General features: G+C 67.4%; 20 protein-coding genes. 11 read left to right on the top strand and 9 right to left on the bottom strand.

Annotation, left to right across the window (positions count from 1 at the left end; all coding sequences use genetic code 11):
• Nucleotides 1-33 precede the first annotated feature (33 nt).
• Nucleotides 34-744 (top strand): outer membrane beta-barrel protein, encoded by a 711-nt coding sequence (locus tag VFQ05_01390; protein HET9325402.1) that lies wholly within the window; start codon nucleotides 34-36, stop codon nucleotides 742-744.
• An 86-nt stretch (nucleotides 745-830) separates the two neighbouring features.
• Here VFQ05_01390 and VFQ05_01385 read toward each other — a convergent pair whose 3' ends face one another.
• Nucleotides 831-1,712: an NmrA/HSCARG family protein gene (locus VFQ05_01385; GenBank protein ID HET9325401.1), complete on the bottom strand. Its 882-nt coding sequence runs from the start codon at nucleotides 1,710-1,712 to the stop codon at nucleotides 831-833.
• Nucleotides 1,713-1,852: 140 nt separating this feature from the next.
• Here VFQ05_01385 and VFQ05_01380 point away from each other — a divergent pair, with 140 nt between their 5' ends.
• The 4 genes from VFQ05_01380 (at nucleotide 1,853) to VFQ05_01365 (ending at nucleotide 5,203) form a co-directional block, all read left to right on the top strand.
• On the top strand, nucleotides 1,853-2,449 hold the full coding sequence (locus tag VFQ05_01380) for a DNA-3-methyladenine glycosylase I (protein HET9325400.1): 597 nt from the start codon (nucleotides 1,853-1,855) through the stop codon (nucleotides 2,447-2,449).
• 4 nt (nucleotides 2,450-2,453) lie between these two features.
• Entirely contained in the window at nucleotides 2,454-4,046 is a 1,593-nt protein-coding gene (locus tag VFQ05_01375) for a hypothetical protein (protein HET9325399.1), read from the top strand.
• Between the two features lie 139 nt (nucleotides 4,047-4,185).
• On the top strand, nucleotides 4,186-4,443 hold the full coding sequence (locus tag VFQ05_01370; GenBank protein HET9325398.1) for a hypothetical protein: 258 nt from the start codon (nucleotides 4,186-4,188) through the stop codon (nucleotides 4,441-4,443).
• 16 nt (nucleotides 4,444-4,459) lie between these two features.
• Complete coding sequence (locus VFQ05_01365) at nucleotides 4,460-5,203, top strand: CPBP family glutamic-type intramembrane protease (GenBank protein HET9325397.1); 744 nt, start codon at nucleotides 4,460-4,462, stop codon at nucleotides 5,201-5,203.
• Here the strand turns inward: VFQ05_01365 and VFQ05_01360 are convergent.
• The 4 genes from VFQ05_01360 to VFQ05_01345 all read right to left on the bottom strand — a co-directional run bounded on the left by VFQ05_01360 (nucleotide 5,178) and on the right by VFQ05_01345 (nucleotide 9,487).
• Nucleotides 5,178-5,708 (bottom strand): hypothetical protein, encoded by a 531-nt coding sequence (locus VFQ05_01360; GenBank protein ID HET9325396.1) that lies wholly within the window; start codon nucleotides 5,706-5,708, stop codon nucleotides 5,178-5,180. The genes VFQ05_01365 and VFQ05_01360 overlap by 26 nt on opposite strands.
• 228 nt (nucleotides 5,709-5,936) lie before the next feature.
• Entirely contained in the window at nucleotides 5,937-6,494 is a 558-nt protein-coding gene (gene xrtK, locus VFQ05_01355) for an exosortase K (protein HET9325395.1), read from the bottom strand.
• Nucleotides 6,491-8,512, bottom strand: a complete 2,022-nt coding sequence (locus VFQ05_01350; protein HET9325394.1) for a VIT and VWA domain-containing protein — start codon at nucleotides 8,510-8,512, stop codon at nucleotides 6,491-6,493. Before VFQ05_01350 ends, xrtK begins: the two co-directional genes overlap by 4 nt.
• Nucleotides 8,513-8,662: 150 nt before the next feature.
• Nucleotides 8,663-9,487, bottom strand: coding sequence for a methyltransferase domain-containing protein (locus tag VFQ05_01345; protein ID HET9325393.1), 825 nt, complete (start codon nucleotides 9,485-9,487; stop codon nucleotides 8,663-8,665).
• A gap of 154 nt (nucleotides 9,488-9,641) precedes the next feature.
• Between VFQ05_01345 and VFQ05_01340 the strand changes: the two genes are divergently transcribed.
• Together VFQ05_01340 and VFQ05_01335 are read left to right on the top strand one after the other, a co-directional pair.
• Nucleotides 9,642-10,979: a hypothetical protein gene (locus VFQ05_01340; GenBank protein ID HET9325392.1), complete on the top strand. Its 1,338-nt coding sequence runs from the start codon at nucleotides 9,642-9,644 to the stop codon at nucleotides 10,977-10,979.
• A 186-nt stretch (nucleotides 10,980-11,165) separates the two neighbouring features.
• Nucleotides 11,166-12,239: a tetratricopeptide repeat protein gene (locus tag VFQ05_01335; protein HET9325391.1), complete on the top strand. Its 1,074-nt coding sequence runs from the start codon at nucleotides 11,166-11,168 to the stop codon at nucleotides 12,237-12,239.
• Between the two features lie 126 nt (nucleotides 12,240-12,365).
• Here VFQ05_01335 and VFQ05_01330 read toward each other — a convergent pair whose 3' ends face one another.
• Entirely contained in the window at nucleotides 12,366-13,691 is a 1,326-nt protein-coding gene (locus VFQ05_01330) for a hypothetical protein (protein ID HET9325390.1), read from the bottom strand.
• On the bottom strand, nucleotides 13,688-15,082 hold the full coding sequence (locus VFQ05_01325; GenBank protein HET9325389.1) for a hypothetical protein: 1,395 nt from the start codon (nucleotides 15,080-15,082) through the stop codon (nucleotides 13,688-13,690). Before VFQ05_01325 ends, VFQ05_01330 begins: the two co-directional genes overlap by 4 nt.
• Before the next feature lie 123 nt (nucleotides 15,083-15,205).
• Between VFQ05_01325 and VFQ05_01320 the strand changes: the two genes are divergently transcribed.
• Genes VFQ05_01320 through VFQ05_01305 form a run of 4 tightly spaced genes read left to right on the top strand, consistent with a single transcriptional unit; the run spans nucleotide 15,206 to nucleotide 21,084 of the window.
• Nucleotides 15,206-17,935 (top strand): Npt1/Npt2 family nucleotide transporter, encoded by a 2,730-nt coding sequence (locus VFQ05_01320; protein ID HET9325388.1) that lies wholly within the window; start codon nucleotides 15,206-15,208, stop codon nucleotides 17,933-17,935.
• Nucleotides 17,902-18,468, top strand: coding sequence for a cyclic nucleotide-binding domain-containing protein (locus VFQ05_01315; GenBank protein ID HET9325387.1), 567 nt, complete (start codon nucleotides 17,902-17,904; stop codon nucleotides 18,466-18,468). The genes VFQ05_01320 and VFQ05_01315 overlap by 34 nt, the downstream gene beginning before the upstream one ends.
• A 14-nt stretch (nucleotides 18,469-18,482) precedes the next feature.
• Nucleotides 18,483-19,871, top strand: a complete 1,389-nt coding sequence (locus VFQ05_01310; GenBank protein HET9325386.1) for an MATE family efflux transporter — start codon at nucleotides 18,483-18,485, stop codon at nucleotides 19,869-19,871.
• Nucleotides 19,872-19,884: 13 nt separating this feature from the next.
• Nucleotides 19,885-21,084 carry an FAD-dependent oxidoreductase gene (locus VFQ05_01305; protein ID HET9325385.1) on the top strand — a complete coding sequence of 400 codons (1,200 nt, stop codon included), beginning with the start codon at nucleotides 19,885-19,887 and terminating at the stop codon, nucleotides 21,082-21,084.
• On the opposite strand, the gene VFQ05_01300 is transcribed toward VFQ05_01305, so the two are convergent.
• Nucleotides 21,081-21,590, bottom strand: a complete 510-nt coding sequence (locus VFQ05_01300) for a hypothetical protein (GenBank protein ID HET9325384.1) — start codon at nucleotides 21,588-21,590, stop codon at nucleotides 21,081-21,083. The two genes, VFQ05_01305 and VFQ05_01300, sit on opposite strands and share 4 nt — an antisense overlap.
• Nucleotides 21,587-21,970, bottom strand: a 384-nt coding sequence (locus VFQ05_01295) for an archaeosortase/exosortase family protein (GenBank protein ID HET9325383.1), incomplete at its 5' end; no start/stop codon positions are given. The genes VFQ05_01300 and VFQ05_01295, both read right to left, overlap by 4 nt.

The raw sequence follows: 21,970 nt of genomic DNA, 5'->3' as shown, positions 1-21,970 counted from the left end.
CCGAATCATCCCTCGGAACGCCGGAGGTCTTTCATGCCGCTCCGCTCCCGCTCATCGTTCCTCACTCTAGGACTGGCGGTTCTGGCCTGGATGGCCGCGCTTCCAACACACTCCTTGGCCGAGGACGGAACCGGCGCCAGGAAACCTCTGTTGCCGTTCGCGCCCGGCGGCACGCCCACGCCGCGGCCCTGGCACAAGTACGGAGAGTTCGTCGTGGGAGCAGGCCTGGGCGCTTCGTTCTACTCGGGACACGTCGACGCGAACGACGATGGCTCGCTCAGCAGCGTCGACGACGATGGATCGAGCACCGTGCGGGAATTCCGCGCGGGGTTCCTGGGCAAGTTCATCGGCGTCGAGTTCGGCCATCTCGCCCTGGGAGAGGTGGAGTTCAGCGCGCAGTCGAGCGGAGGCCCTTCATGGGCGGCCGGCGATGTCTCCGCCAGGGTCCAGGCCGACGGATGGTTCTATTCGGCGATCGGCCGGTACCCGGTCCAGGACCGATGGGTCCTCCTCGCGCGGGTGGGCATGCTGAGCTGGACCACCGAGGAGAGCTTCACCGAGAACGGCATCGACTCGGAAGGCAGTGAGGACTCGGGCAGCGACTTCATGTACGGAGTCGGCCTCGAATACGACATCTACAATCGGCACTACTTCTGGGTGCGCACCGAGTTCGCTCACGGCACGGTGGACGACGACGAGCTCCCGGTGAACCTGATGACGGTGAGCCTCGACTTCCGCTTCTAGTGGGAGGAACTGAACGGGACCCCCGTCGGACGAGGGCCCCGTTTGCTGTGCAATGACTCTCCCCGGGAGAGCAAGGAGTTACAAACTCATCGAGCCGCGTGGAGCGTGGCCCAGTCGGCCTGCTGCGCCCACTCCCTGAACCGCGTTCCCTGGATGCCGGTCTCCTTCTCGAGACGCGGGATGTCGACGTCATAGCCCACGCGGTCGAACCATTCGAGCATGATCGCGTATTCCTCGCTGAACTTCCGCACGTCCTCGATCCGCAACTGGACGAAGTCGACCTTGTGTCCGATCACCTGGCTCAAGACTTCCGCGACCTGGGGCATCGTGAGCTCGTCGCCCGCCAGGTCGTACGCCTTCCCGTTGAGCTCGGTGTGCTTCTCGAAGGCGCGCAAGCCGTGCTTGCCGATGTCGCGAACGGCGATCATCTGGAGCGGGGTGTCCCGCTCGAGCGCGACCTCGAGACGGCCCTGCTGGATCGCGGGCAGGAACCCAGGACTCAGCAAGTTCTCCATGAAGAAGACCGGGCGGATGATCGTCCAGGACGGGAATCCCAGACCGCGTGTCGTCTCTTCGACCCGCCACTTGTTCTCGAAGTGCGGGATCCCGGTCTTACGATGGGCGGAAGCGACTGACGTGTAGACGACGTGCCGGATGCCGGCGTCCTTCGCGGCCTTCGCGAACCGCTTGCCTTGCACCTCTTCCTTCTCGACTCCATGTTCCCAAGTGTTCTGGACGGCGAACGCGCCCCACGCTCCCGAAAGCGCCTTGGCGATCGACTTTTCGTCATCCAGGTCGCCGGCGACCACCTCCGCGCCGGCTTTCGCGAGGGCCCTGGCAGCGTCGCTCTCCGGTTGCCGGGTCATCGCGCGCACCTTGTATCCCTTCTGCAGCAGCTCGTGCGCGACCGCTCCGCCCTGCTTGCCGGTCGCTCCCGTCACGAGAACGAGATCCTTGCTCTTGTCCATGGGACGCTCCTTCGTGATGAACGTGGGAATCAACGAATCGTGGCCTCGGATTCTGATTCACCGCAAGCGGCCAAGAGTCAGGAGATTTCCAAGAAGCCGACACCTTGCCGCGTTCGGAGGTCGCCGGTTAGTCTCGCGCCATGCCAGTCCGATCCAAGCCGGCCGCTTCTTCCCGCACGCGATGCGCATGGCCAGGCAGTGACGAGCTGATGATCCAGTACCACGATCGGGAGTGGGGAGTGCCGGTCCACGACGACCGCAAGCACTATGAATTCCTGGTGCTGGACGGCGCCCAGGCGGGGCTGTCGTGGCGCACGGTGCTCCACAAGCGCGAGGCTTATCGGCGCGCGTTCGCTGGCTTCGATCCCGCCAAGGTGGCGCGCTTCGACGGACGCAAGGTGCGCACCCTGCTCGCCGACCCCGGGATCATCCGCAACCGGCTCAAGGTCGAGGGCGCCATCAAGAACGCGCGCGCGTTCCTGAAGGTCCAGGAGGACGTGGGCAGCTTCGACGACTACATCTGGACGTTCGTCGACGGCCGGACGAAGCAGAACGCCTGGAAGACCTTGGGCCGGATTCCCGCCAAGAGCGCCGAGTCCGACGCGATGAGCAAGGACCTCAAACGGCGCGGGTTCACCTTCGTGGGCTCGACGATCTGCTACGCCTACATGCAGGCCGCCGGCATGGTGAACGATCACATGGTCGAATGCTTCCGCCATCGGCAGCTCGCGCGCTGATTCGATGATCCAAGGCCGCGGGCACGGCGCGCTGGTCGCCGCGCTTACCTTCTTTCTGGTGCTGCTCGCGGGACTGCACCAGCTGGCCGTGCGCTACGCCGGCGGCAGCTTCACCTACCCGCTGGACGACACCTACATCCATCTGGCGATGGCCAAGCACTTCGCCCAGGGACAGGGATGGGGCATCAGCGCCGACCACTTCGCTTCGAGCTCATCGTCGCCGCTCTGGACGCTGCTGTTGTCGGCGTGGATGGGAGTCTTCGGGACCGGCGACGAAGCGCCGCTGCTCCTTGCCACCTTGTTCGGCCTGGCCGCGGTCGTCATCGCCTATCGAGCCCTGAGGCAGCACGCCACGACTCCGGATCTGGTGTGGATCGCCCTGGTGCTGGCGATCGTCTCCGCTCCGCTTGCGACGCTGAGCCTCTCGGGGCTCGAGCACGCGCTCCAGACCGCGCTCGCGCTGGCGTTCCTGGCAGAGTGCGCGGACCAGCTCTCGGGAGCGCCGACCCACATGGGCAACCGGATGCGGCTCATTGCACTCGCCTTCCTGCTCGGAGGCGTGCGTTACGAGAGTCTGCTGCTCGTCGGCTGCGCGTGCCTGCTCTTCGCGGTTCGCGGATCGCTGCGCTTCGCCATCGTGCTCGGCCTGGCAGCCGTGGCGCCGGTCGTGGCCTATGGACTCTGGTCCATGGCGCACGGGTGGTACTTCTTTCCCAACTCCGTGCTCCTCAAGGCGAACATCCCGAGCGGCGCGTCGGCTGACTTCACCACCGAAACCGCGTTTGGCGCACTGTTCCGGTCACCTCATCTCATGGTGCTGATGGCGGGCGCGGGCGTGCTGATGATTCTCGCCGACCGTGCCGGACGGCGATGGACGTGGTCCCAGGTCGCTCTCGGCATGTTCCTCGGCGCCGCCGTGCTCCATCTCGGGTTGGCCCGGATCGGCTGGCTCTTTCGCTACGAGGCCTATCTCGTCTTCATGGGCGTGGTCGTGATCGCGATCGGGCTCGACGACATGAGAGGGCGATTGTGGCGGCCGCAGGGCCCGCTCGCATGGCGCGCGCTCTGCCTGGCAGCACTCGTGCTGGCGGTCCTCCCGCTCGCTCATCGCGGGGTCGCGGCGCTGCGCAAGACGCCGCTCGCGAGCAAGAACATCCACGACCAGCAATACCAGATGGGCACGTTCCTCGCGCGCTATTATCCGGGCGCCGGCGTGGCGGCCAACGACGTCGGCGCGATCGCGTTTCTCGGCGAGGCGCGCATACTCGATTTGTTCGGACTCGCCGACCTCGACGTCGGCCGGCGCAAGCTGAGCCGCACGTGGGACCGCCAGGCCATTCACGACCTGGCGAAGGAGCGCGGCGTCAAGGTGGCCGTGGTCTACGACGAATGGTTCGCCAGGATGGGAGGGGTGCCGCGGGAGTGGATGCCGGCCGGCGAGTGGACGATCGCGCGCAACGTGGTGTGCGGGAGCGCCCGGGTCGCCTGGTACGCCGTCGACCCGGCGGAGTCCGCTCCGCTCATGCAGCACCTGCGCGATTTTGCGAGCCGGCTGCCTCCGGACGTGGCGCAGGACGGCCCCTATCGGAGACCGTGACCGCCGCGGCCTGCGCGGGCTGAACGGAACGAGGCCAGCGCCGCGGACGGCTTGACCCTCGCGACGCGCGGGTCGTACCGTACCGGCTTCCACGTCTTTCCCTGCCCCCCGCCCCAGGGGCCATTCCAGGAGGAACGTCATGACGCGCGATTCACGGCCGCGCGGAAGCGATGCTCGCCGGACTCCGGTCGTCGCCAAAATGGTCCCCGCGGGGGATCAGTGCCGATGCCACTGCGGATCGATGCTGGCGCGCGTTGTCGCTCAGGGGCTGGAGCTCAAGTGCCGCAAGTGCAAGAGCCTCGTCTTGATCACCCACGACGAGCTGGTCGAGATGTATCAGCGTCTCGGGCTCCGTCCTTCGCCCGGTCATTCCATCTCCGCACCTCCGATCCGCTAGCTCCGAGCCCTGCATCTTGACGCCGTTCTGGCTCGACCACGTCCTGGTCGTGGTGCTCACCGTATTCTTTCCGATTCGCGCCGCGACCTTCGGCTATCGGCGTCTGGTGCTCGCTCCCATGGAGAGCGTCGCGGACCTTCGCCGGACGCTCTATTTTCAGGCGATCGCGCTCCAGTGGGGCTTGTCCGCCTTGATGCTCGCGCTCTGGCTGATGCGCGGACGCAGCGCCATGGCGCTCGGACTCGAGCCGCGCGATCCCCGGAACCTGGTATGGGGACTGCTCGGCGCCGCCGTCATCGCGGCGGCCTTCTGGATCGTCCGCGGACGCGTCCGCCGTGATCCCGAAGCGCTCGAGCATGTCGTCGAGAAGCTCGGCCACATCGAGCGAATGCTTCCGCGCACGACGGAAGAGAAGCGAATCTTCCACGTGGTCGCTCTGACGGCCGGAGTATGTGAAGAGCTGCTCTACCGCGGGTACATGATCTGGTACCTCACCTGGTGGCTCGACGTCGTGCCCGCGGTCATCGTGTCGTCCGTGATCTTCGGCGTCGGGCACTCCTATCAGGGCGTGAAGGGCATCGTCACGACGACGCTGGTGGGTGCCGTGATGGCCATGATCTATCTCGCCAGCGGCTCACTGTGGCCGGCGATGGCGGTGCACGCGATCGTCGACATGCACGCCGGCGAGCTCGCCCACGCCGCGCTCAACCGGCCGCTTCCGCCGGCGCCCGACCCTACGCCTTCGCCAGCGAGCGGATGAGCGCCAGGTCGAGCTCCCCCCGCGCGCCCCAGCCGCGCACCGTTCTAGGCACCGCGGGACGAAACCGCTCGTAGAGCGCGTACGCCTCCTCGGCCAGCTTCCGCGGCGGCCGGGAGCGTGCGAGCGCGACCATCGCCGCCTGCACTGCGGCGAGGTCGTCGCCGAACTTGCTCTCGAGGTAGCGCTCCACGCTCTCGGGCGGGATCGCGCGGCCTCCGTCCATGGCCCGCCACCCTTCGTCGGTCTCGACGGCGTCGAAGCTACGCCCGAGCAGCGTGATCTCGACCCGTTTGCCTCCGGCGCGGGATGGCTTGCGCTGGGGGGTTTTCTTCTCGGGCTCGGCGATGCCGAGCCCCCGGGCCTTGGACGCGGCGTTGAGGCCGGCCACCGTACGTCCGTAGGTCAGCGCCGCATCGTGCCGGTGACCGAGACGCTCGGCGACGACCGCGGCCCATAGAGTAAGCACCGGGGCGCGGTTGATCTGGATCTTCCTGCCGATCGCCATGGCCCGAATCGTGTCAGCCGGCGGGACGCGAGTCCAGCGACGTGTCGCTGGATCATCGACAGGCCCCACGCCAGGCCGACGATCGCGCCTGAAACGCCCACCGTGATCAGCGCATGCGTCCAGAACTCCGGCCGTGTTACCGCCCCGCGCGTTCCAGGCGCTACGACCGTGATACCGAGATAGGCCATCCACGGCAACAAGAAGAGTGGCAGCCGCAAGCGGCGGCCGTTAGCAGATCGCGAAGTCACGACGGGCTCCGGTCACCTTCGCACCGAGCGCGAAGAGACCGCCGAGGAACAGGGAGTAGATCAGTACGCCGACGGCGGTATGGAGATGCTCCGCGCCCGGGCGAGTCCAGGAAGCGGTCGCCGCGTGCAGCGTGATCGCGGTGGAGATCCGTACCGCATTGGCCACCACGGTCGCCGCGTAGGCGGCGAGCGCGCTGAAGAGCAGCAGAGCCAGTCGTCCGCGCGATGTGCTGCAGGTGTGCGCGAGCCCGCAGGCCAGGCTCGCGAACGCGACGATCATGAAGTTGACGCCCGCGCATGCCGGCACGATCTGGAACCGGTGGTCGCGGCTCAGATACCCGAGCCCGGCTTCGAGCTCGAACCGGGCGCCCGACAGCCACTCGACCAGCTGGCGAGTGGGAGCCAGCACCCACAGCAGTTCCTCGAAACCGGCGCGCCGGTAGAAGTCCTTGAGGCCCCATGCGAGACCGAGTGCCAGGCCGATGAACGCGAGGTTCAGCGTGCGGTCCCACCACGCGCGATCCACGGAGACGCTCATGACGGGATCCGCTCCTGCGAGACCGGCCGCTGCCGGAGCGCCACGCCGATGCAGGCCAGGAGCGCCAGCGCGAAGAGCCAGCCCAGGCCGGGCTCATCGCCGACGCCCATGCCAAAGACGGCGCGGTTGCTCACGCCGGCCGGGAGCGGCAGCGGCTGGACCACGTCCTGTCCGTGGGCCAGCGGGTTCTGGATCACCTCGCGCACGGCGATGAACGAGGTGTGCCGGGTGAGCAGGTTGTAGGTGAGCCCGAGCGACACGAGCTGCTTGCGCACTTCGTCGTCCTCCTGGCTGTCGCCGAAGTTCGAGAGGTCGGCGATGCGGGCCCGTGCCCACAGGTAGCGGAGCGCCGTGCTCGATGGGTCCGGACCCGCCGCGGCGGCATCGAAGGACTGACGGAACGTGCCGGAGCCCGTGGTGCCGGTGACCACCACCTGGCCGCGCGGCTCGCCGCGCCACTTCCCGAACACCACGATGGGGCGGTCGGCCATCACGTCCGGGATCGACTTCGGCTCCACGTCGTACGCTTCGATGCCTTCGAACGCGATCCGCACGTCGGTCAGCAACGGGTACTGCACGTACTCGCGAAAACGGCCTGCGCAGTCGCGTGCTTCCTCGGGATTCAGCGCCACGAACGGCTCGCCCATTCCGGCGCGGGCGATGCCTTCGATGAGATGGCGGTTGACGCCGCTGCCGATGCCGAAGGCGAACACATTCGCCCGTCCGAGGTTCTCGCGGATGAAGGTGAACACCTCACGCTCTGCGCCGATGTATCCGTCGGTGATGACCAGGATGCTGCGCGAGCGGGCGTCATCGTCCTCGGGTAGCGCCATCGCCCGCTTCACTGCGGCGAGCAGCTCCGTCCCGCCGCCGCCCCGCTCGAGGTCGATGATGGCGAGCGCCTGCTCGATGTGCTCCGGAGTGGCGGTGAGCGAGGCGGCGGACAGGAGGCGAGATCCACCCGAGAAGAGCAGGACGTTGAACGTGTCGTCGGGGCGCAGGTGGCCGATCAGATCGCGCAAGAGCGCCTTGGTGGTGTTGAGCGGAAAGCCGTGCATCGAGCCCGAGACGTCGACGACGAAGACGTACTCGCGTGGCGGAATCTCGTCGAGACTGACGCGGCGCGGTGGCTGCACCATGGTGAGGAAGAACTGCTCCTCGGTCCCGCGGTAGAGCATGAGGCCGGACTGGATGCGATCGCCTTCGAGCCGGAAGCGCAGCACGAAGTCCCGGTTGCCGCCCTGGGCTTCATTGGGATCGAGCGTGAACGCGACTTTCGAAGCGTCCTGCCACCGGGCGTCGATGGTGTGCGACGGACTGACCAGGTCGTGCACCGGCATGCCTGCCGTCACCACGCCCTGCAGAGCCAGCGTGTAACGCGGCGGCTCGCCTTCGGGTGTGTGCGGTGACTTGAGCCAGCGTTCGGTCGAGGGCGCGCCGGCTTCGGGAACGGTGGAGTAGCGCGGGCCGACGACGGTGGGATAGACGAACTCGTAGACTCCCGAAGTCGGGATCAGCAGCTCCGAATAGCTCAGCTCGACGTCGATGGTCTGGCCGGGCACGATGTTGGCCACGTCCATCGTGAACACGTTGGGGCGCTGCTCTTCGAGCAGCGCGGCATTCTTGCCGGCTTTCCTGGCGACGTCGAAGTCTCTCCTCGCCTGCTCCCGCTCCTTGATCTTGGCGCGAATCATCTCGTTGCCGACCGTCATCGTGAGGCCGTGCACCGCCGCCCGCGTCGATGCCGGGAAGATGTACTTGGCGTGAATGGGGCGCTGGCCGTCGTTCTTGTAGGTCTGCCGGACGGTGACGTCGGCGATGACACCGGCGACGTTCACGTTGACGCGTGTTCCCAGCAGCGGGAAGCGATCCGTCCGTGAGTCGCCTCCCTCGATGAAGAAATAGGGCGAGAGCGTGTGGTCCTGCGTCGGCTCTTCCTGGGCGGTTGCGATCGACGCCGGCAGGAGGAGGGTGAGGGCGAGAAGCTTCAGGCGACCGAGCAGCGCAGAGGTGGACATGGGATCCGCTCCTTTCAACGGACGGAGCGGTGGACTGCAACCTCGGTGCCCGGCAGCGAGCCTGAAATCGCTGGAGTTACGGCGAGATGGAGGAGCCTCGCGTGGGTCCCCGGACACGCGCCCGTGTCCGGGCAAACACGGCGCGCCGGCCTACGGCTTCACGCCCTCCGCATACGCCATGAAATACCACGCCGCGGCATCGGGACGCCGTCCCCATTCGCGCAGCGCCAGGAGCGCCGCGTCGTAGGCCGCGGCATCGAGCGCGCCGGTCGAGAGCACCTCCTCGCGCGCGCCGGTCATCACCCCATGGAAATTGTCGATCCACGCCTGGAAGAGCGGTTCGCCCGCGGAAGATCCGAACCAGATCGGCGCGGAGCGCTTCGGCTCGAGGCCTGCCTCGTGGAGCAGCACGTTCAGCTTGCGGCCGACGAATGGATCGTTGCCGCGGCGCACGTAGCTGTCGACGTACGCGCGCCACATGCGGAGGACTCCTGGCGGCTCGGGCCACAGGCGCAGGATGTCGTGGTCCTCGTCCTCCAGCACCACGCGGCCTCCGGTCTTGACCGCGCGCGCCATCGTGCGCACCACCTGGAGCGGCTCGGGAACGTGCTCGAGCACGAACCTCGTATGCGCGACGTCGAAGCTCTCCCATTCGTCATCGGGCAGCTCGAGCGCCAGCACGTCGCCTTCGCGGAACTCGATGGGCGCGGCCTCCGGCGAGCCGGTGATCTGGCGAGCCTGCTCGAGCTGCTCGGCGCTGCGGTCGATGCCCAGCACGCGCCCGGCCGGGCCGGCGGCCGCCGCCATGCCATGCGTGAGCTGGCCCAGGCCGCAGCCGAGATCGATCACGCGCTCGCCGCCACGCAGCGAGAGCTGGCGAAGCGATCCTCGATTCAGGATATCGTTGAGAAGCGAGAGCCGGCGCTGTTCTTCGGGATGGGTGCCGTGGACGTAGTAAGAGGGGGTCGAGCTCACGATGGAGGCTCCAGAGATGCGGAAGTCGTCGGTCTTTGCACTCCCAGGACTCCCGATGTTCGCCGGCAGTCTACCTTTCGCCCAGCGCCCGGTGCCAGGGCGGGCGCGCCACGGTGGCTGGAGCTCCCTGAGCCCCGTGATGGAGGTGAGTCGCATGCACCCGAGCCGCGGTGTTGCGCTGCTCCTTCTCACAGCGTTCGCGACCTCGTGCGCTGGTCCCGCCAAGCTCGCGCGCGAGAGTGAACGCGCGCTGCAACAGGGCGATCTCCCGCGCGCGTACGAGCTCGCAAGGCGCGGGGTCGACAAGGATCCCGAGAACGGCGCGGCGCGATCGGCGATGACGGCAGCCGCCACCCAGATCATCGACCAGAGCAAGGCGCGCATCCTCGAGACGGCGCGCACGGACACGATCGCGGCGGCGCGGATGGCGCTCGAGATGCGCGACGATCGCGCCGAAATGGCGCGCTACCAGCTCGTGATTCCGGCCGACCCCGGCTACTTCGCGCGGGAGAACGTCATCATCGACGGCGCGGCCGCCATCGAGTACGGCCGTGGAGAGCAGAGCCTCCAGGCCAAACGGCCAAAGCAGGCCTACGGGCACTACCGCTCCGCCATGAGCTTCGTAGCGTCGTATCGCGACGTGCAGGAGAAGCTCCGCGCTTCCCGTGAAGCGGCCATGACCCGGGTCGCCTTGTTGCCGGTGGAAGACGACGTTCACATGCCGGGGATCTCGCGCGCCATGACCGACGCTCTCTACAGGAGCCTCGCCGGGCGCATCAAGGACGAAGGGCTCCAGTTCACCGAGCTCATCAGCCCCGACGAGGTCTACGCCACGATGACCGTGAAGGAGCTTCAGGATCTGTCCCCCGAGGCACGATGGCGCGTGGCGAGCGGCGTCGAGGCGGCCCGTGTCGTCTGGGGCCGCGTGCACGGTCTGCGCTCGACCACCAACACCTTCAGCTTTCAGTACCCGATCTACCGCAAGATCACCGAGCAGGACACCGCGGGTCGTCCGATCACGCGCTGGCAGGTGAAGCACTTCGACGCCGTGGCCCGCGAGCGTCACATCACCGTCGACTGGGACGTCGAGGTGCTCGACACGCGAACCCGTGCCGCCCTGGCCAGCCGCAAGGAGTCCTTCCAGACGGTGGCGCGTGTCGCGTGGACCGACTTCCGTGCCGACGGGAGCTGCGACGACTATCGACTGATCCCGGCGGGGCAGGAGGAGGCCGAGGAGGGCCGCAAGGTGCGCCAGCGCTGGGCGGAGTGCTTCGGCACCTGGACCCTTCCGGAGATGCTCGAGCAGGCGCGGAGCGACCGCAGGCGGTCCCTGTACCAGACCCGCTACCGCGATGAGTTCCGCAGGGACAGCCGCAAGCACCCGGTGCTGTGCGGGGAGCTTCCCGGCGAGGACGACATGGCGGCGATCGCCCTGGACGAGGCATGGCGTCCGGTGCTCGCCACGCTCAAGACTCTCGACATGCAGGACTAGCGAGTTCCTGTCCGATCCTGGGACGACCTCATCCCACGATCGGGCATGGTCGGGTGAAACCGAGAGCCGGTCCCGAGCGTAGGGCCTTGCGCCGCAAGACTCGAGTCACCCGAGCCGGATGGAACGGTTTTTCCAATAGTGTCCGCGTTCGCTCCCTGCCACCCCTCAGCCTGGAGTTCCGCCACGATGCGACACTTTTGTCTGGCGATGGCCCTGGCCGTGCCCATCACGGCCGTCTCGATCACGCCCACGTTCGCCCAGGATGGACCTCAGGCCTTGATGGACCACGGCCGCGTGCGCCAGGCGGCGGCGGCGGCCGAGAGTCGCCTCAAGTCGAACTCGAAGGACGTCGAATCGCTGCGCGTCCTCGCCACCATTCGCGCCCTCGAGAAGAAGTGGGCCGATGCGCAGGATCTCGCCGAGCGCGCGGTCGCCGCCGGGCCCAATGACGCCGATGCGCATTACGCGCTCGCCCAGGTGGCCGGCATGCAAGCCTCGAGCGCCAGCGTGCTCAAGAAGCCGGGCCTCGCGGGAAAGTTCAAGAAGGAAGCCGAGAAGGCATTGGAGATCAATCCGAATCATGAGGACGCGATGGAGGGGATGATCGCCTTTCATCGCCAGGCGCCGGGCATCGTTGGCGGTGACAAGAAGAAGGGAGCGGCATTCGCCGACCGGCTGATGAAGGTCAACCCCACGCGCGGCTGGCTCGAGAAGGCCGACAACGCTCTCGACGACAAGGACTCGGTGCTCGCGGAGAGTTGCTTGCGCAAGGCCGTGGCGGTCAAGGGAGAGCCGCGTGCCAAGGTGGCGCTTGCGAGCTACCTCGTTCAGCCCTGGCGCAAGCCCGACGAGGCAGAGCGTCTGGCTCGCGAGGCGGCCGATGCCGAGCCATGGCGGGTCGGGGGATGGACCGTGCTGGCCATGCACCATGCCTATCGCAAGCAATGGTCGGAGATGGACGCGACTCTGGCGAAAGCCGAGACGGCGCTCTCCGGCAATCTCAGCCCGCACTACCAAGTCGCGCGCATCCTGATCACCGAGAGGACCGACGGTGCGCGCGCCGAGGCGTTGCTGCGTCGTTACCTGAGTGTTCCGCCGGAGATCGGGGCGCCTTCGTATGCCGGCGCGCATTGGCGACTCGGACAGGCGCTCGAGCTGCAGGGCAAGCCGAAAGAGGCGATCGCCGAGTTCCAGACGGCGTCCAAGCTCGACCCGAAGCTCGAAGGACCGAAGAAGGATCTCAAGCGGCTGAAGGGCTGATCGCGGTCGGCTGCGCTATCCTCCGGGCCATGCAAAGATGGCTCGTGCTGCCGACTCTTGCGGTTCTTGCTCTGCTCGCGGGCGATGGAACGTCAGCGGAGACCGCCAAGGAATCGGCGGCCTTCCTCAGCGGGCGGATTGTACCTGGGGGGTCTCGCCGAGCAGCTCGCGCACCAGCTTGTCGCGGCGCGCGATCAAGGTGCGCACGATGTAGTCCTCGGCGCCGGGGTTGCTGTAGCGGCCGAGCTTGACCGCTTCGCGGATGTGCTCGTCGGTGAACCCGCTCACGATCCGGGCGCCCCACCGCATGTCGCGATCGGTGCGGTCGTCCCATGCCGGGTTGCCGAGGAACGGCTTCCAGTTCCTGGGATTGAACGCGGTCGCCTCGAAGAAGCCGACCGCGGTCAGGTGAGGATCCTTGGTCTTCTCCCAGGCGAACGGCACCAGTCCGAGCGTCACGAAGTTATAGGCGGTGGTGCCGAAGTCCACCAGGTGCTCGAGCCCGTTGGCGTAGCTCTGCCGGTCGATCGAGGCCGATCCCAGGCAGCCGGAGAAGTCGAGCAGGTAGTGGCGGACGAACGAGCGGCCGCCGTCGGTGACCCAAAAGTCGATGGTGTTGCGTGCGCTGCCGTCGGTGTTGTTGATCCAGGCGGACACGGAGTAGAGGCCGCGGATCTCGCGCCGCAGCTGGTGCGGAATCAGATCCTCGGGATCGTCCTTGCGCCGTCCGGTGAACTCCCATTCGCCGAGCGGCTTGCCCTTGATGAAACGGCTGGCCACCGCGCGATAGCTGCTGTCGGGGGCCCGGGGAACGCGAGACAGGATCTGATCGATGCGCTCCCAGGTGATCTCCTTCTTCTTTCCCAGCATGTCCGTGTAGGTGGCGCCCTCGCCGATCTCCAGATCGGCGCGCGTGAAGTTGACGATCGAGTTGTCGGGCACGTTGTAGCCCGCGGCCCAGAACAGGTGGCTGGCCACGACGTCCGCGCCGCTCGCCATCTCCGGCCAGCGCGGGGGATCGAACTTGAGCTGGAAGGTCTCGCCCGCCGAGTCCTTGATGCGGATGCCGAGCGATACGCCCTGGGTCTTGAGCCCCGTCACCTTCCACTTCTCGTCACGCAAGGGGCCCGTGCCGGGGCCAGGGCCGATCTTCATCTGCTCGGGTGTCACCTCGCGGAAACCGAGACGCGGCTGCCACCAGGTGCTCGGCAGCCTCACCTGATCGTTCTCGTCGACGTTGGCGGCCTCGCGCTTCTTTCCGGTCGCCTTGCGCGCGCCGAGCGCGGGGTCGAAGAAGCGGGCGATCGGCCGCACCAGGTTCTGGTCCACCGCGTCGTAGTAGTAGGAGATCTTGGTTGCCTTGGGCGGCGTAGCCTTGACCTGCGTGGAGTCGGCGGCCATGACCGGAGTCGCCGCGACCTGGAGTGCGATGAGCAGGCAGCCGCGCGTCACTCGACGCCTCCCGCGGTGAAGCGGAAGCGCACCGTCTCCCGGCTCCAGTCGAGGCCGATCGCGCCGAGCACGAAGCTCTCGATGCGCGGGCGCAAGGCGATGCCGTAGGAACGCTCGAGCGAGCCCCACCACGTCTCGTCCCTCATGTCCTCCCACACGTCGCGCGTCACCCGCCCCATCTCCATGTGGACGTCGAACTCGAGGCGATACGCGAGCGGGAAGATGTAAGAGAGGCGGCCCGACACGGCATCGAGGTCGTGGAACCGGCCGGCCTCGAAGCCCGACATGCCTCGGCTGCCTCCGAGCTGGGCCAGCTCGGAGGGGAGGATGCTTCCGGTGGCATCCGGAACGTTGTCGATGAGCTGCAGCTCGAGCCTGAAGGTGCGCGGCTCGCGATAGAACGAGACGCCGCCTTCGGCCTGGTACGTGAAGCGCGTGTAGGTGTACGGCGTGGTCGATGTCCTGAGCCCCAGCTGCTCGAGCGGCTTGTCGAACCGCTCGACCTCGACCGACGCCATGCCGCCCTCGCCCCAATGGGGGCGTCCGCGACGGTGATCGAGCGAGAGCCGTCCGCCGTAGACCAGATGCTCGACCCGCTGATTCAAGTAGGGCGTGGCGGCAGGGTAGAGCTCTTCGAACGATGGCTCGTCGCTGGCGCGTCCGCGGCGTGTCACGATCTCGGCGGGTCCGAACCAGGCGCCCATCTCCCAGCGTGGCGAGTCGGGATCCGGCCGGGAGGGGAAGCGCTGTCCGAGTCCGATGCGGACGGACTGGCTTTGGGTCGCGAAGTTGGAAATGCTGTCGACGTCCGTGTCGGGACCGATGCCGAAGAACCGGTCCTTGGGACGCCAGTCGTACTGATACCCGAGCGTCGCCGGGCCCCAGACTGCCTGGATGCTCGTCCTGTTATATTGCTGCAAGCTTCCATCGAATCGCGCCACCAGGTGACGCTTCACGACCGGCGGCGAGTAGGCGACCGCGAGACCGAGGCCGGTGTGGTCCCCCAGCGACGCGGGCAGGATGCGGAAGCCGGCTCTGGGAATGGGCTCGATGGTCACCCTCACCCGGTTCACGAAGTTGGTCTCTTCGATCGTCAGGAACGTCTTCTTGGTGACATACCCGAGGCCTGCGAACGGCAGCGAGATGATCCGCAGCGGCAGCCGGACCGCCGTCTCCCAGGGTCGCTCGCGATCCACCGACTCGTCCGGAACCCAGGGCGGCGCGGTGGAGGGGGCCAGATCCTCGGGGATGGCGGGCTGGCCGCCGGAAGCGCTTCCCGGCGGAGTCGAACCGGGGGACGCGGACGAATCGCGCGGCGCCCCAGTCTGTTGGGCGATCCAGCCGGTCTCTGGTGAGGCCGTACCCAGGCCTGGCGAGAGCAGGAGAGCCATCGCCACCATCATTGTGAAAAGAGCGCACTTCGTCCTGAATTCGTACATGGGGTTACATCCACTATGGGCGGCCCCCCAAATGCCGTCAACCCACGCCCCCCTCCGGGTTCCAGAAGGAATCGCGTGAGCAACACCCTCTTCGCCGGCCTGGCGGCACGCCTCGACCTCAAGCCGGACGAGCTCAAGCGGGCTCTGGGTCTCGGGCTGATGCTGGGCGGCGTGATCGGCTCGTACACGCTGGCCAAGACGGTCCGCGACGCTCACTTCCTGAGCGAGCTGCCGGTCTCGGTGCTCCCCTGGGTCTACATCGGCGTGGGGGTGCTGAGCGCTTTCGCCTCGGGGCTCCTGGCGCGCGTCACTCGTCGCGCCGCGACCTGGGAATCGCTGGCCGTGATGTCGCTGCTGGCGGCGATCTCGCTCGCCGCCTTCGGGCAGCTCTTCCGCATTCAGGCCTCGTGGGTGCCGGTGACGTTCTACCTCTGGAGCAACGTCTACGGGCTGATCGTGGTGTCGCAGTTCTGGCTGTTCGCCAACAGCGTCTCCAACCCCCGAGAGGCTCGCCGCACCTTCAGCTTCGTCGGGCTCGGCGGCATCCTCGGGGGCCTCGTGGGCGGCCTCATCGCCGCGCCGCTCGCCCACGTCTGGTCGCTGACATCGCTGCTCAATGCCGCGGCCGTGCTCCAGGCGCTGGTGGTGCTGCTGGTGCGCGTGGGCAGGAGCAAAGCCGCGCAGCTGGAGACCGAAGAGCCGGCGCCGGAAGAGCCGGTCAAGAACCCGGTCGTCCACCCTTACGTGCGCTGGCTGGCACTCGCCGCGCTTTGCTCCGTGATGGTCACCGGAGTGCTGGACTACCAGTTCAAGGCGCAGATGCAGCGCCACTTCACGCGGGCCGAGGAATACGTGTCCTTCCTCGGCATGTTCTACACCCTCACCAATCTGGCGGCGTTCGGGCTTCAGGCGCTCGGCACGCGCTGGATGATCCAGCGCCTGGGGGCGTCATGGTCCTCGCTGCTGCTTCCTGCCGGGCTCGGTGTCACGACCACGCTCACTTTGCTGATCCCGAGCTTCGCGACGGTCGCGGCCGCCCGTTTGTGGGACCAGGTGACGCGGCTGTCGGTGAGCCAGTCGGTCGGCGAGCTGTTCTACTTCCCGCTCGATCCTGCGCTGCGGCGGCGGGCAAAGTCGTTCATCGGCAGCGGACTCGAGCGCCTCGGCGACGGGTTCAGCGGGGCCTTGATCCTGGTCGCCGGGTTCACCCTGGGCGCCACCAGCTGGAACCTGGCGCTGCTGCTCGCCGTGCTGCTCCTGATCTGGATCTTCGCGTGGCTGAGGATTCGCCGCGGGTACGTGGCCGAGCTCGGAGTCAATCTCCGGCGCATGAACCTCGGGCCACAGAACAGCCGGGTCTCGCTGCGCGAGGCCGGCATCCTCCGCGAAATGGAGCATCTGCTCGAGAGCCGCTACGAGCGGGTGGTCATTCAAGGCATCGAGCTGCTCGAAGAGAACGCGCCCGAGCGGATCGAGGCGCGTCTCGACCAGCTCCTCGATCACTCTTCGGGACAGGTGCGGGCACGCGCGCTCCACTACGTTCGCATCCACCGGCTCGACCGGTTCTCGGCCAAGGTGGATCAGCTGATTCACGACCAGGATCCGGAAGCGCAGGTCCAGGCCTTGAGCGCTCACTGCGCCTTCTCGGCGACCGATCTGTTCGGACCGCTGGTCGAATACCTGGAGTCGGGCAATCCGCGCGTGCGGATCGCGGCCATCCTCTGTCTGGTGGAGCAGGCGCCACCCGAGTCCGAGGCGAGGCTCCGGGACATCCTCGAAAACCTGCTGGCGTCCGGCGATTCCTCGATCCGGTGTGCGGTCGCCGAGGGCCTCGGCCGGCGACCGGGCCCGAGCGAGCTGCACGAGATGCTGGGACGTCTGCTCGCCGATCCCGATCTCGCCACGAGGCGGGCCGCGCTCCGAAGCGCCGGCAAGGCGGGCCGGCGCACTCACATTCCGATCCTGATCGACGCGATGGGTACGCGGATCACCGAGGACGCGGCGCGGACCGCTCTGGTGTCGCTGGGAGACCGCGTGGTAGGAACGCTCGGCGACTACCTCAACGACTCCACGGTCCCGCTCGACGTCCGCCACGCGATCCCCAGAGCGCTGGCCGAGATTCCCACTCAGGACTCGGTCAACGCCCTGTTCCGCTGTCGCGACGCCTCCGACAACCGCCTTGCGTACCGGGTCCTCAAAGCCTCGAATCGGCTCCGCGTCTCGGGTGCGCGCGTCACGTTCCCCCGCGCTCTGGTGACGGAGGACATCGAGCGCGACGTCGGCAGCTACCTGTTCGCGCTCATCCATGTCCGCGCCGTTCCCGGGCACGGAACGATCGCGGACCGGCTGTTGGCGACCGCGCTCCGCGAGCGCATCGATCAGGCGATGAACCGCGTGTTCCGCAGGCTCGCGCTCATCTATTCAGCGCAGAACATGGCCGCGGCGTACCAGGGGATCACGTCGTCCCATCCGCGCTCGAAGGCGAACGCCGTCGAATACCTGGAGAACGCCCTCGCGGTCGAGCATCGCGCGCTCATCCTGCCGCTGATGGAAGAGCGCGCCGAGTCCGAGCGCATCCGGCTGGCCGAGACTCGCTACGCCATTCGCCCGGGCGGATACGAGCACACGCTGGAGCAGATCCTGACGTCGGACGACGCATGGCTTCGCGCCTGCGCACTGTTCGTGGCGGGATCGCGCAAGGAACGTTCACTGCTTCCTCTCGTGGAATCGAACCTCTCCACCCTCAACGCGCTGGTGCGCGAGACCGCGTCGTGGGCGCGGCTCGCCATCGCGACGGGCTCCTGACCATGGAAGAGACGCTGACCATTATCGAACGAACGGCATTCCTCAAGGGCACGGACATGTTCTCCAGCATTCCGACCGAGACGCTGGCGCAGCTGGCCGGCCGCGGCCGGGAGCTCCACGTCGAGGCGGGGGAGACCATCTTCCGCGAGGGCGACGTGAACAGCGGCGCCTACCTGGTGGTGGAGGGCCTGGTCGAGATGCGCAAGGGGCGCGCGCTCGATGGTGTGCGCACGCCGGGCCAGGGCTTCGGCGAGCTGTCGCTGGGTGAGGGGGAGCCTCATACCTTCACCGCCGTGGCGAGCGAGCATACTCACGTGCTCAACGTGTCCAACGAAGCGCTGTTCGACACCATGCTCGACTACCCAGAAGTGGGCGTCGGCATGGTGCGCGCGATCGGCAAGCGCGTGAGCGAGCTGGTCCAGCGCGTCCACGACCTCGAAGGCCAGATTGCGCACCTCGCAGCCACGCTCCGGCGCTCGGGAGTCGAGCCCCCGATCTACACGAGCGGCGCCTACCGGCGTCCGACGATCTAGGTCTCGAACGGCCGTTGACCACACTGCCTGCGGGCGTCACCCGGCCGATCGGTTCGGCGCTGTTTCACTTGGCGCTGCCGGTGCTGGCGTCGCAGCTCCTGCGCCTGGGCTACCAGTGGGTGGACGCGCTGTGGGTCCAGCCGCTCGGCGTCGAGGCCACCGCGGCGGTCACCACCTCGATCTTCGTGATGTGGTGGGTCTACTCGCTGAACGACGTGCTGGCGATCGGGGTCACCGCTTACGTCAGCCAGCTCCTCGGCGCCGGAGAGCGGCGTCGCGCCGGCGTGGCCGCGTTCCATGGACTGCGCGGCTCGGCACTGCTGGGACTCGTGGGCACGCTGCTCGGACTCTTCGGCGCTTCCGCGGTGTTCTCGCTGATGACGCCGGAGCCTTCGCTGATCCATACCGGCAGCCGGTACCTCGGAATCCTGCTCGCCTTCGCTCCGCTGCCGATGGTGGGCTTCACCTGCGAGTCGGTCATGCGAGCGTCCGGCGACACGCGCACCCCGTTCTTCGTGGACTTGTGCGCGGTGGGGCTCAACGCGGTGCTCGCTCCGTTCCTGATCTTCGGCTGGGGTCCGTTCCCGGCACTGGGCGTCGATGGCGCCGCGTGGGCCACCGTCATCGCCTGGGCCCTCATGGTCGCGACCTACCTGGTGATGGGGCTTCGCGGACACCGCGCCCTCCCGCTCGCGGTGCGGGCCGAAGGAGCCCCGATCCGTCTGCGCGGCATGGTTCGCGTCGGCATTCCGGCGGCGATCATCGGAATGATGTTCTCGGTGGTCTACATCGTGTTCGTGCGCGCGGCTTCCCACTTCGGATCCGCGGCGGTCGCGGTGGTCGGCATGGTCAACCGGATCGAGGGCCTCCAGTTCATCACGTCGCTGGCCATCGGCACCGCGGGTGCAGCGCTGGTGGGACAGAACCTCGGCGCCGGCCGCCCGGATCGCGCCGACCAGGTGATCCGCACCGGGCTGCGCTGGAATCTGTGGATCTCGGGCTCGCTCACCGTGCTCCTGACGATCTTTCCCACCACGTTCCTCCACCTCTTCACTCATGACGCCGAGGCGCTGCGTCTCGGGGTTCCTTATCTCCGCATCATCAACCTGTGCCTGATCGTGAACGGGATGGAGATCGTGGTCGCGGAATCCATCCTGGGTTCGGGGCACACCCGCACGATCTCCTGGATCTTCGGCGCCTTCTCCCTGCTCCGCATCCCGCTCGCCTTGTGGTCGCCGGCGTGGGGACTGGGTGTTCTCGGGATCGCGTGGATCATCACCGGAACATGCCTGGTGCGGGGGATCATCATCGTGGCCTGGGCCTCGCGCGGCACGTGGAAGTCGGGACTGCAGCACGAGCTGCGGCACCGAGAGGCGGCGGCGGGATCGCCGCCCTCGGCGTGATAGGCTCGGATCCATGAAGTTTCCCTACATCGTCGTCGGTGGGGGACTGGCCGCCGCCGGAGCGATCGAAGGCATTCGCGAGCACGATCGCGACAGTCCCATCCTGCTGATGTCGCGCGAGAACCATCGCCCGTACCAGCGGCCGGCCCTGTCCAAGGACCTGTGGTTCGGCAAGACCACGCTCGACAAGATTCCCTACCACGACGAGACGTTCTACACGGAGAAGCACGTCGAGGTCGCGCTGCGCCGCGAGGCGGTCGAGCTCGATCCCGAGAAACGCCGGGTGTGGGACGACCACGGGACCATGCACGAGTACGGCCGGCTGCTGCTCGCGACCGGCGGCTTCCCGCGGCGCATGAACATTCCGGGAGGCGACAGCGCATCGATCAGCTATTACCGCTACCTCGAGGACTACCTCACGCTGCGGGAGCGCATCGACCGGCTCGGGCACATCCTGGTGATCGGCGGCGGCTTCATCGGCATGGAGATCGCGGCCGCGCTGCGCCACGCGGGCAAGGACGTCACGCTGCTCTACCCCGAGCCCTGGCCGCTTGCCCGGGTCCTGCCTCGCGACCTCGGGTCATTCGTCGCGGATTACTACCGCCAGCAGGGTGTCGAGGCCGTGTCCGAAGAGACCGTGGTGAGGTTCGAGGACCACGGCCCGGAGATCACCGCCTACACCGCGTCGGGAAACATGGTGACCACGCAGCTCGTCGTGGCCGGCATCGGCATCACGCCGACCGTGGATCTCGCCGAAGCCGCAGGGCTCGAAGTGGGCAACGGCATCGAGGTGGACGAGCACGGGCGCACCAGCGATCCCTACATCTACGCGGCGGGCGACGTGGCCGAGTTCCCCTACCTTGCGCTCGACCGCCGCACGCGCATCGAACACTGGGACCACGCCATCCAGCACGGCAAGGCGGCGGGCGCGAACATGGCCGGTGCGAACAAGCCGTACGATCACCTGCCGTTCTTTTACTCCGACTTGTTCGATCTCGGATGGGAAGCGGTGGGCGAGATCGACTCGGAGCTCGAGACTCACGCGGTGTGGAAGCAGGAGTACCGGGAGGGAATCGTCTACTACCTGCGCGACGAGGTGGTGCGCGGCGTGCTCCTGTGGAACACCTGGAACGCCGTCGACTGGGCCCGCGGTTTGATCCGTGAGGCGAAGACGCTGACTCGCGAGGAGCGCGAAGCGGCGGTTCCTGCCTAGGGCCGGTCGCGTGCAAGCCGCGGAGCGGAAGCGGCCCGAAGATGCCCCTTGCTTTGGGATTCCCCGCGGGCCGGCGTCCTCGAGAGCAGGCGCGGCCTGAAGAGAGTGATCCACACGATTGGCGCGGCGGCCCACGCGATGAGGCTTTCGATGTTCTGGAAGAAACGCGCTGCCGGACTTCCCGGGGTCAGGCCGATCATCAGGAAGAGGACGATTCCGCTCATCAACACCACGATCTCGAGCACGAACAGCATGACGACCCCGAAGGTGAGACGCACGAGACGCACCGGCCAGCGCACGTCGTAGCTCGACAACGCCAGAGCCGCGAACAAGGCCAGGTCCACGGGCGCCAGGACTTCGAGAGTCGCCAGCCGCATCTCGACTCCGGCCATGGCGAAGAGCGCGATCGCGATGCCGGAGAGGAAACGGAGATATTGCGGATAGAAGGTGGTCGCGGCCCAGGTCAGCGGCGTCCCCCAGAGCAGGAACCGCACGAGCCACTTCATGCCGCCACCGCCTCGTACGGGCGCTGGAACCGCGTCCAGTAGAGGAAGATCAGCAGCACCACGAACAAGGTGACGGTCTGCCACAGATACATGTGGACGAAGTCGAAGCTCTTGGGATGCCAGGCGAGGATCGCCATCAGGCTCCCGATCCGGAACAAGTTGAAGAGCCAGAGCAGCGCGGCGCCTGCAGCGACTCCGAGCAGCTGAAGCCGCCACGACGCGGGATAGGCCGCGATCGCGGCCACCAAGACCAGCACCGGCATGAGGGGCGTGCACTCACCGACGATCTCGACCTGGCTCGGCCCCAGATGAAACAAGGTGCCGTCGACCCCGCCGGGAAGCCCGAACCACCGAACGACGAAGCGCAGGCTGTCGAGGGT

This window comes from Candidatus Eisenbacteria bacterium (assembly GCA_035712145.1).
Taxonomy (GTDB): Bacteria; Eisenbacteria; RBG-16-71-46; order RBG-16-71-46; family RBG-16-71-46; genus DASTBI01.
The sequence above is the reverse complement of the archived record's forward strand: the minus strand, read 5'-3'. Positions and strand labels throughout refer to the sequence as shown.

What these genes read in the sequence shown, in the direction of transcription:
- VFQ05_01325 (HET9325389.1), bottom strand. Translation starts at nt 15,082, where the DNA reads ATGGCTCTCCTGCTCTCGCCAGGCCTGGGTACGGCCTCACCAGAGACC.
- VFQ05_01375 (HET9325399.1), top strand. Translation starts at nt 2,454, where the DNA reads ATGATCCAAGGCCGCGGGCACGGCGCGCTGGTCGCCGCGCTTACCTTC.
- VFQ05_01350 (HET9325394.1), bottom strand. Translation starts at nt 8,512, where the DNA reads ATGTCCACCTCTGCGCTGCTCGGTCGCCTGAAGCTTCTCGCCCTCACC.
- VFQ05_01380 (HET9325400.1), top strand. Translation starts at nt 1,853, where the DNA reads ATGCCAGTCCGATCCAAGCCGGCCGCTTCTTCCCGCACGCGATGCGCA.
- VFQ05_01385 (HET9325401.1), bottom strand. Translation starts at nt 1,712, where the DNA reads ATGGACAAGAGCAAGGATCTCGTTCTCGTGACGGGAGCGACCGGCAAG.
- xrtK (HET9325395.1), bottom strand. Translation starts at nt 6,494, where the DNA reads ATGAGCGTCTCCGTGGATCGCGCGTGGTGGGACCGCACGCTGAACCTC.
- VFQ05_01390 (HET9325402.1), top strand. Translation starts at nt 34, where the DNA reads ATGCCGCTCCGCTCCCGCTCATCGTTCCTCACTCTAGGACTGGCGGTT.
- VFQ05_01370 (HET9325398.1), top strand. Translation starts at nt 4,186, where the DNA reads ATGACGCGCGATTCACGGCCGCGCGGAAGCGATGCTCGCCGGACTCCG.
- VFQ05_01335 (HET9325391.1), top strand. Translation starts at nt 11,166, where the DNA reads ATGCGACACTTTTGTCTGGCGATGGCCCTGGCCGTGCCCATCACGGCC.
- VFQ05_01340 (HET9325392.1), top strand. Translation starts at nt 9,642, where the DNA reads ATGCACCCGAGCCGCGGTGTTGCGCTGCTCCTTCTCACAGCGTTCGCG.
- VFQ05_01360 (HET9325396.1), bottom strand. Translation starts at nt 5,708, where the DNA reads ATGGCGATCGGCAGGAAGATCCAGATCAACCGCGCCCCGGTGCTTACT.
- VFQ05_01300 (HET9325384.1), bottom strand. Translation starts at nt 21,590, where the DNA reads ATGAAGTGGCTCGTGCGGTTCCTGCTCTGGGGGACGCCGCTGACCTGG.
- VFQ05_01305 (HET9325385.1), top strand. Translation starts at nt 19,885, where the DNA reads ATGAAGTTTCCCTACATCGTCGTCGGTGGGGGACTGGCCGCCGCCGGA.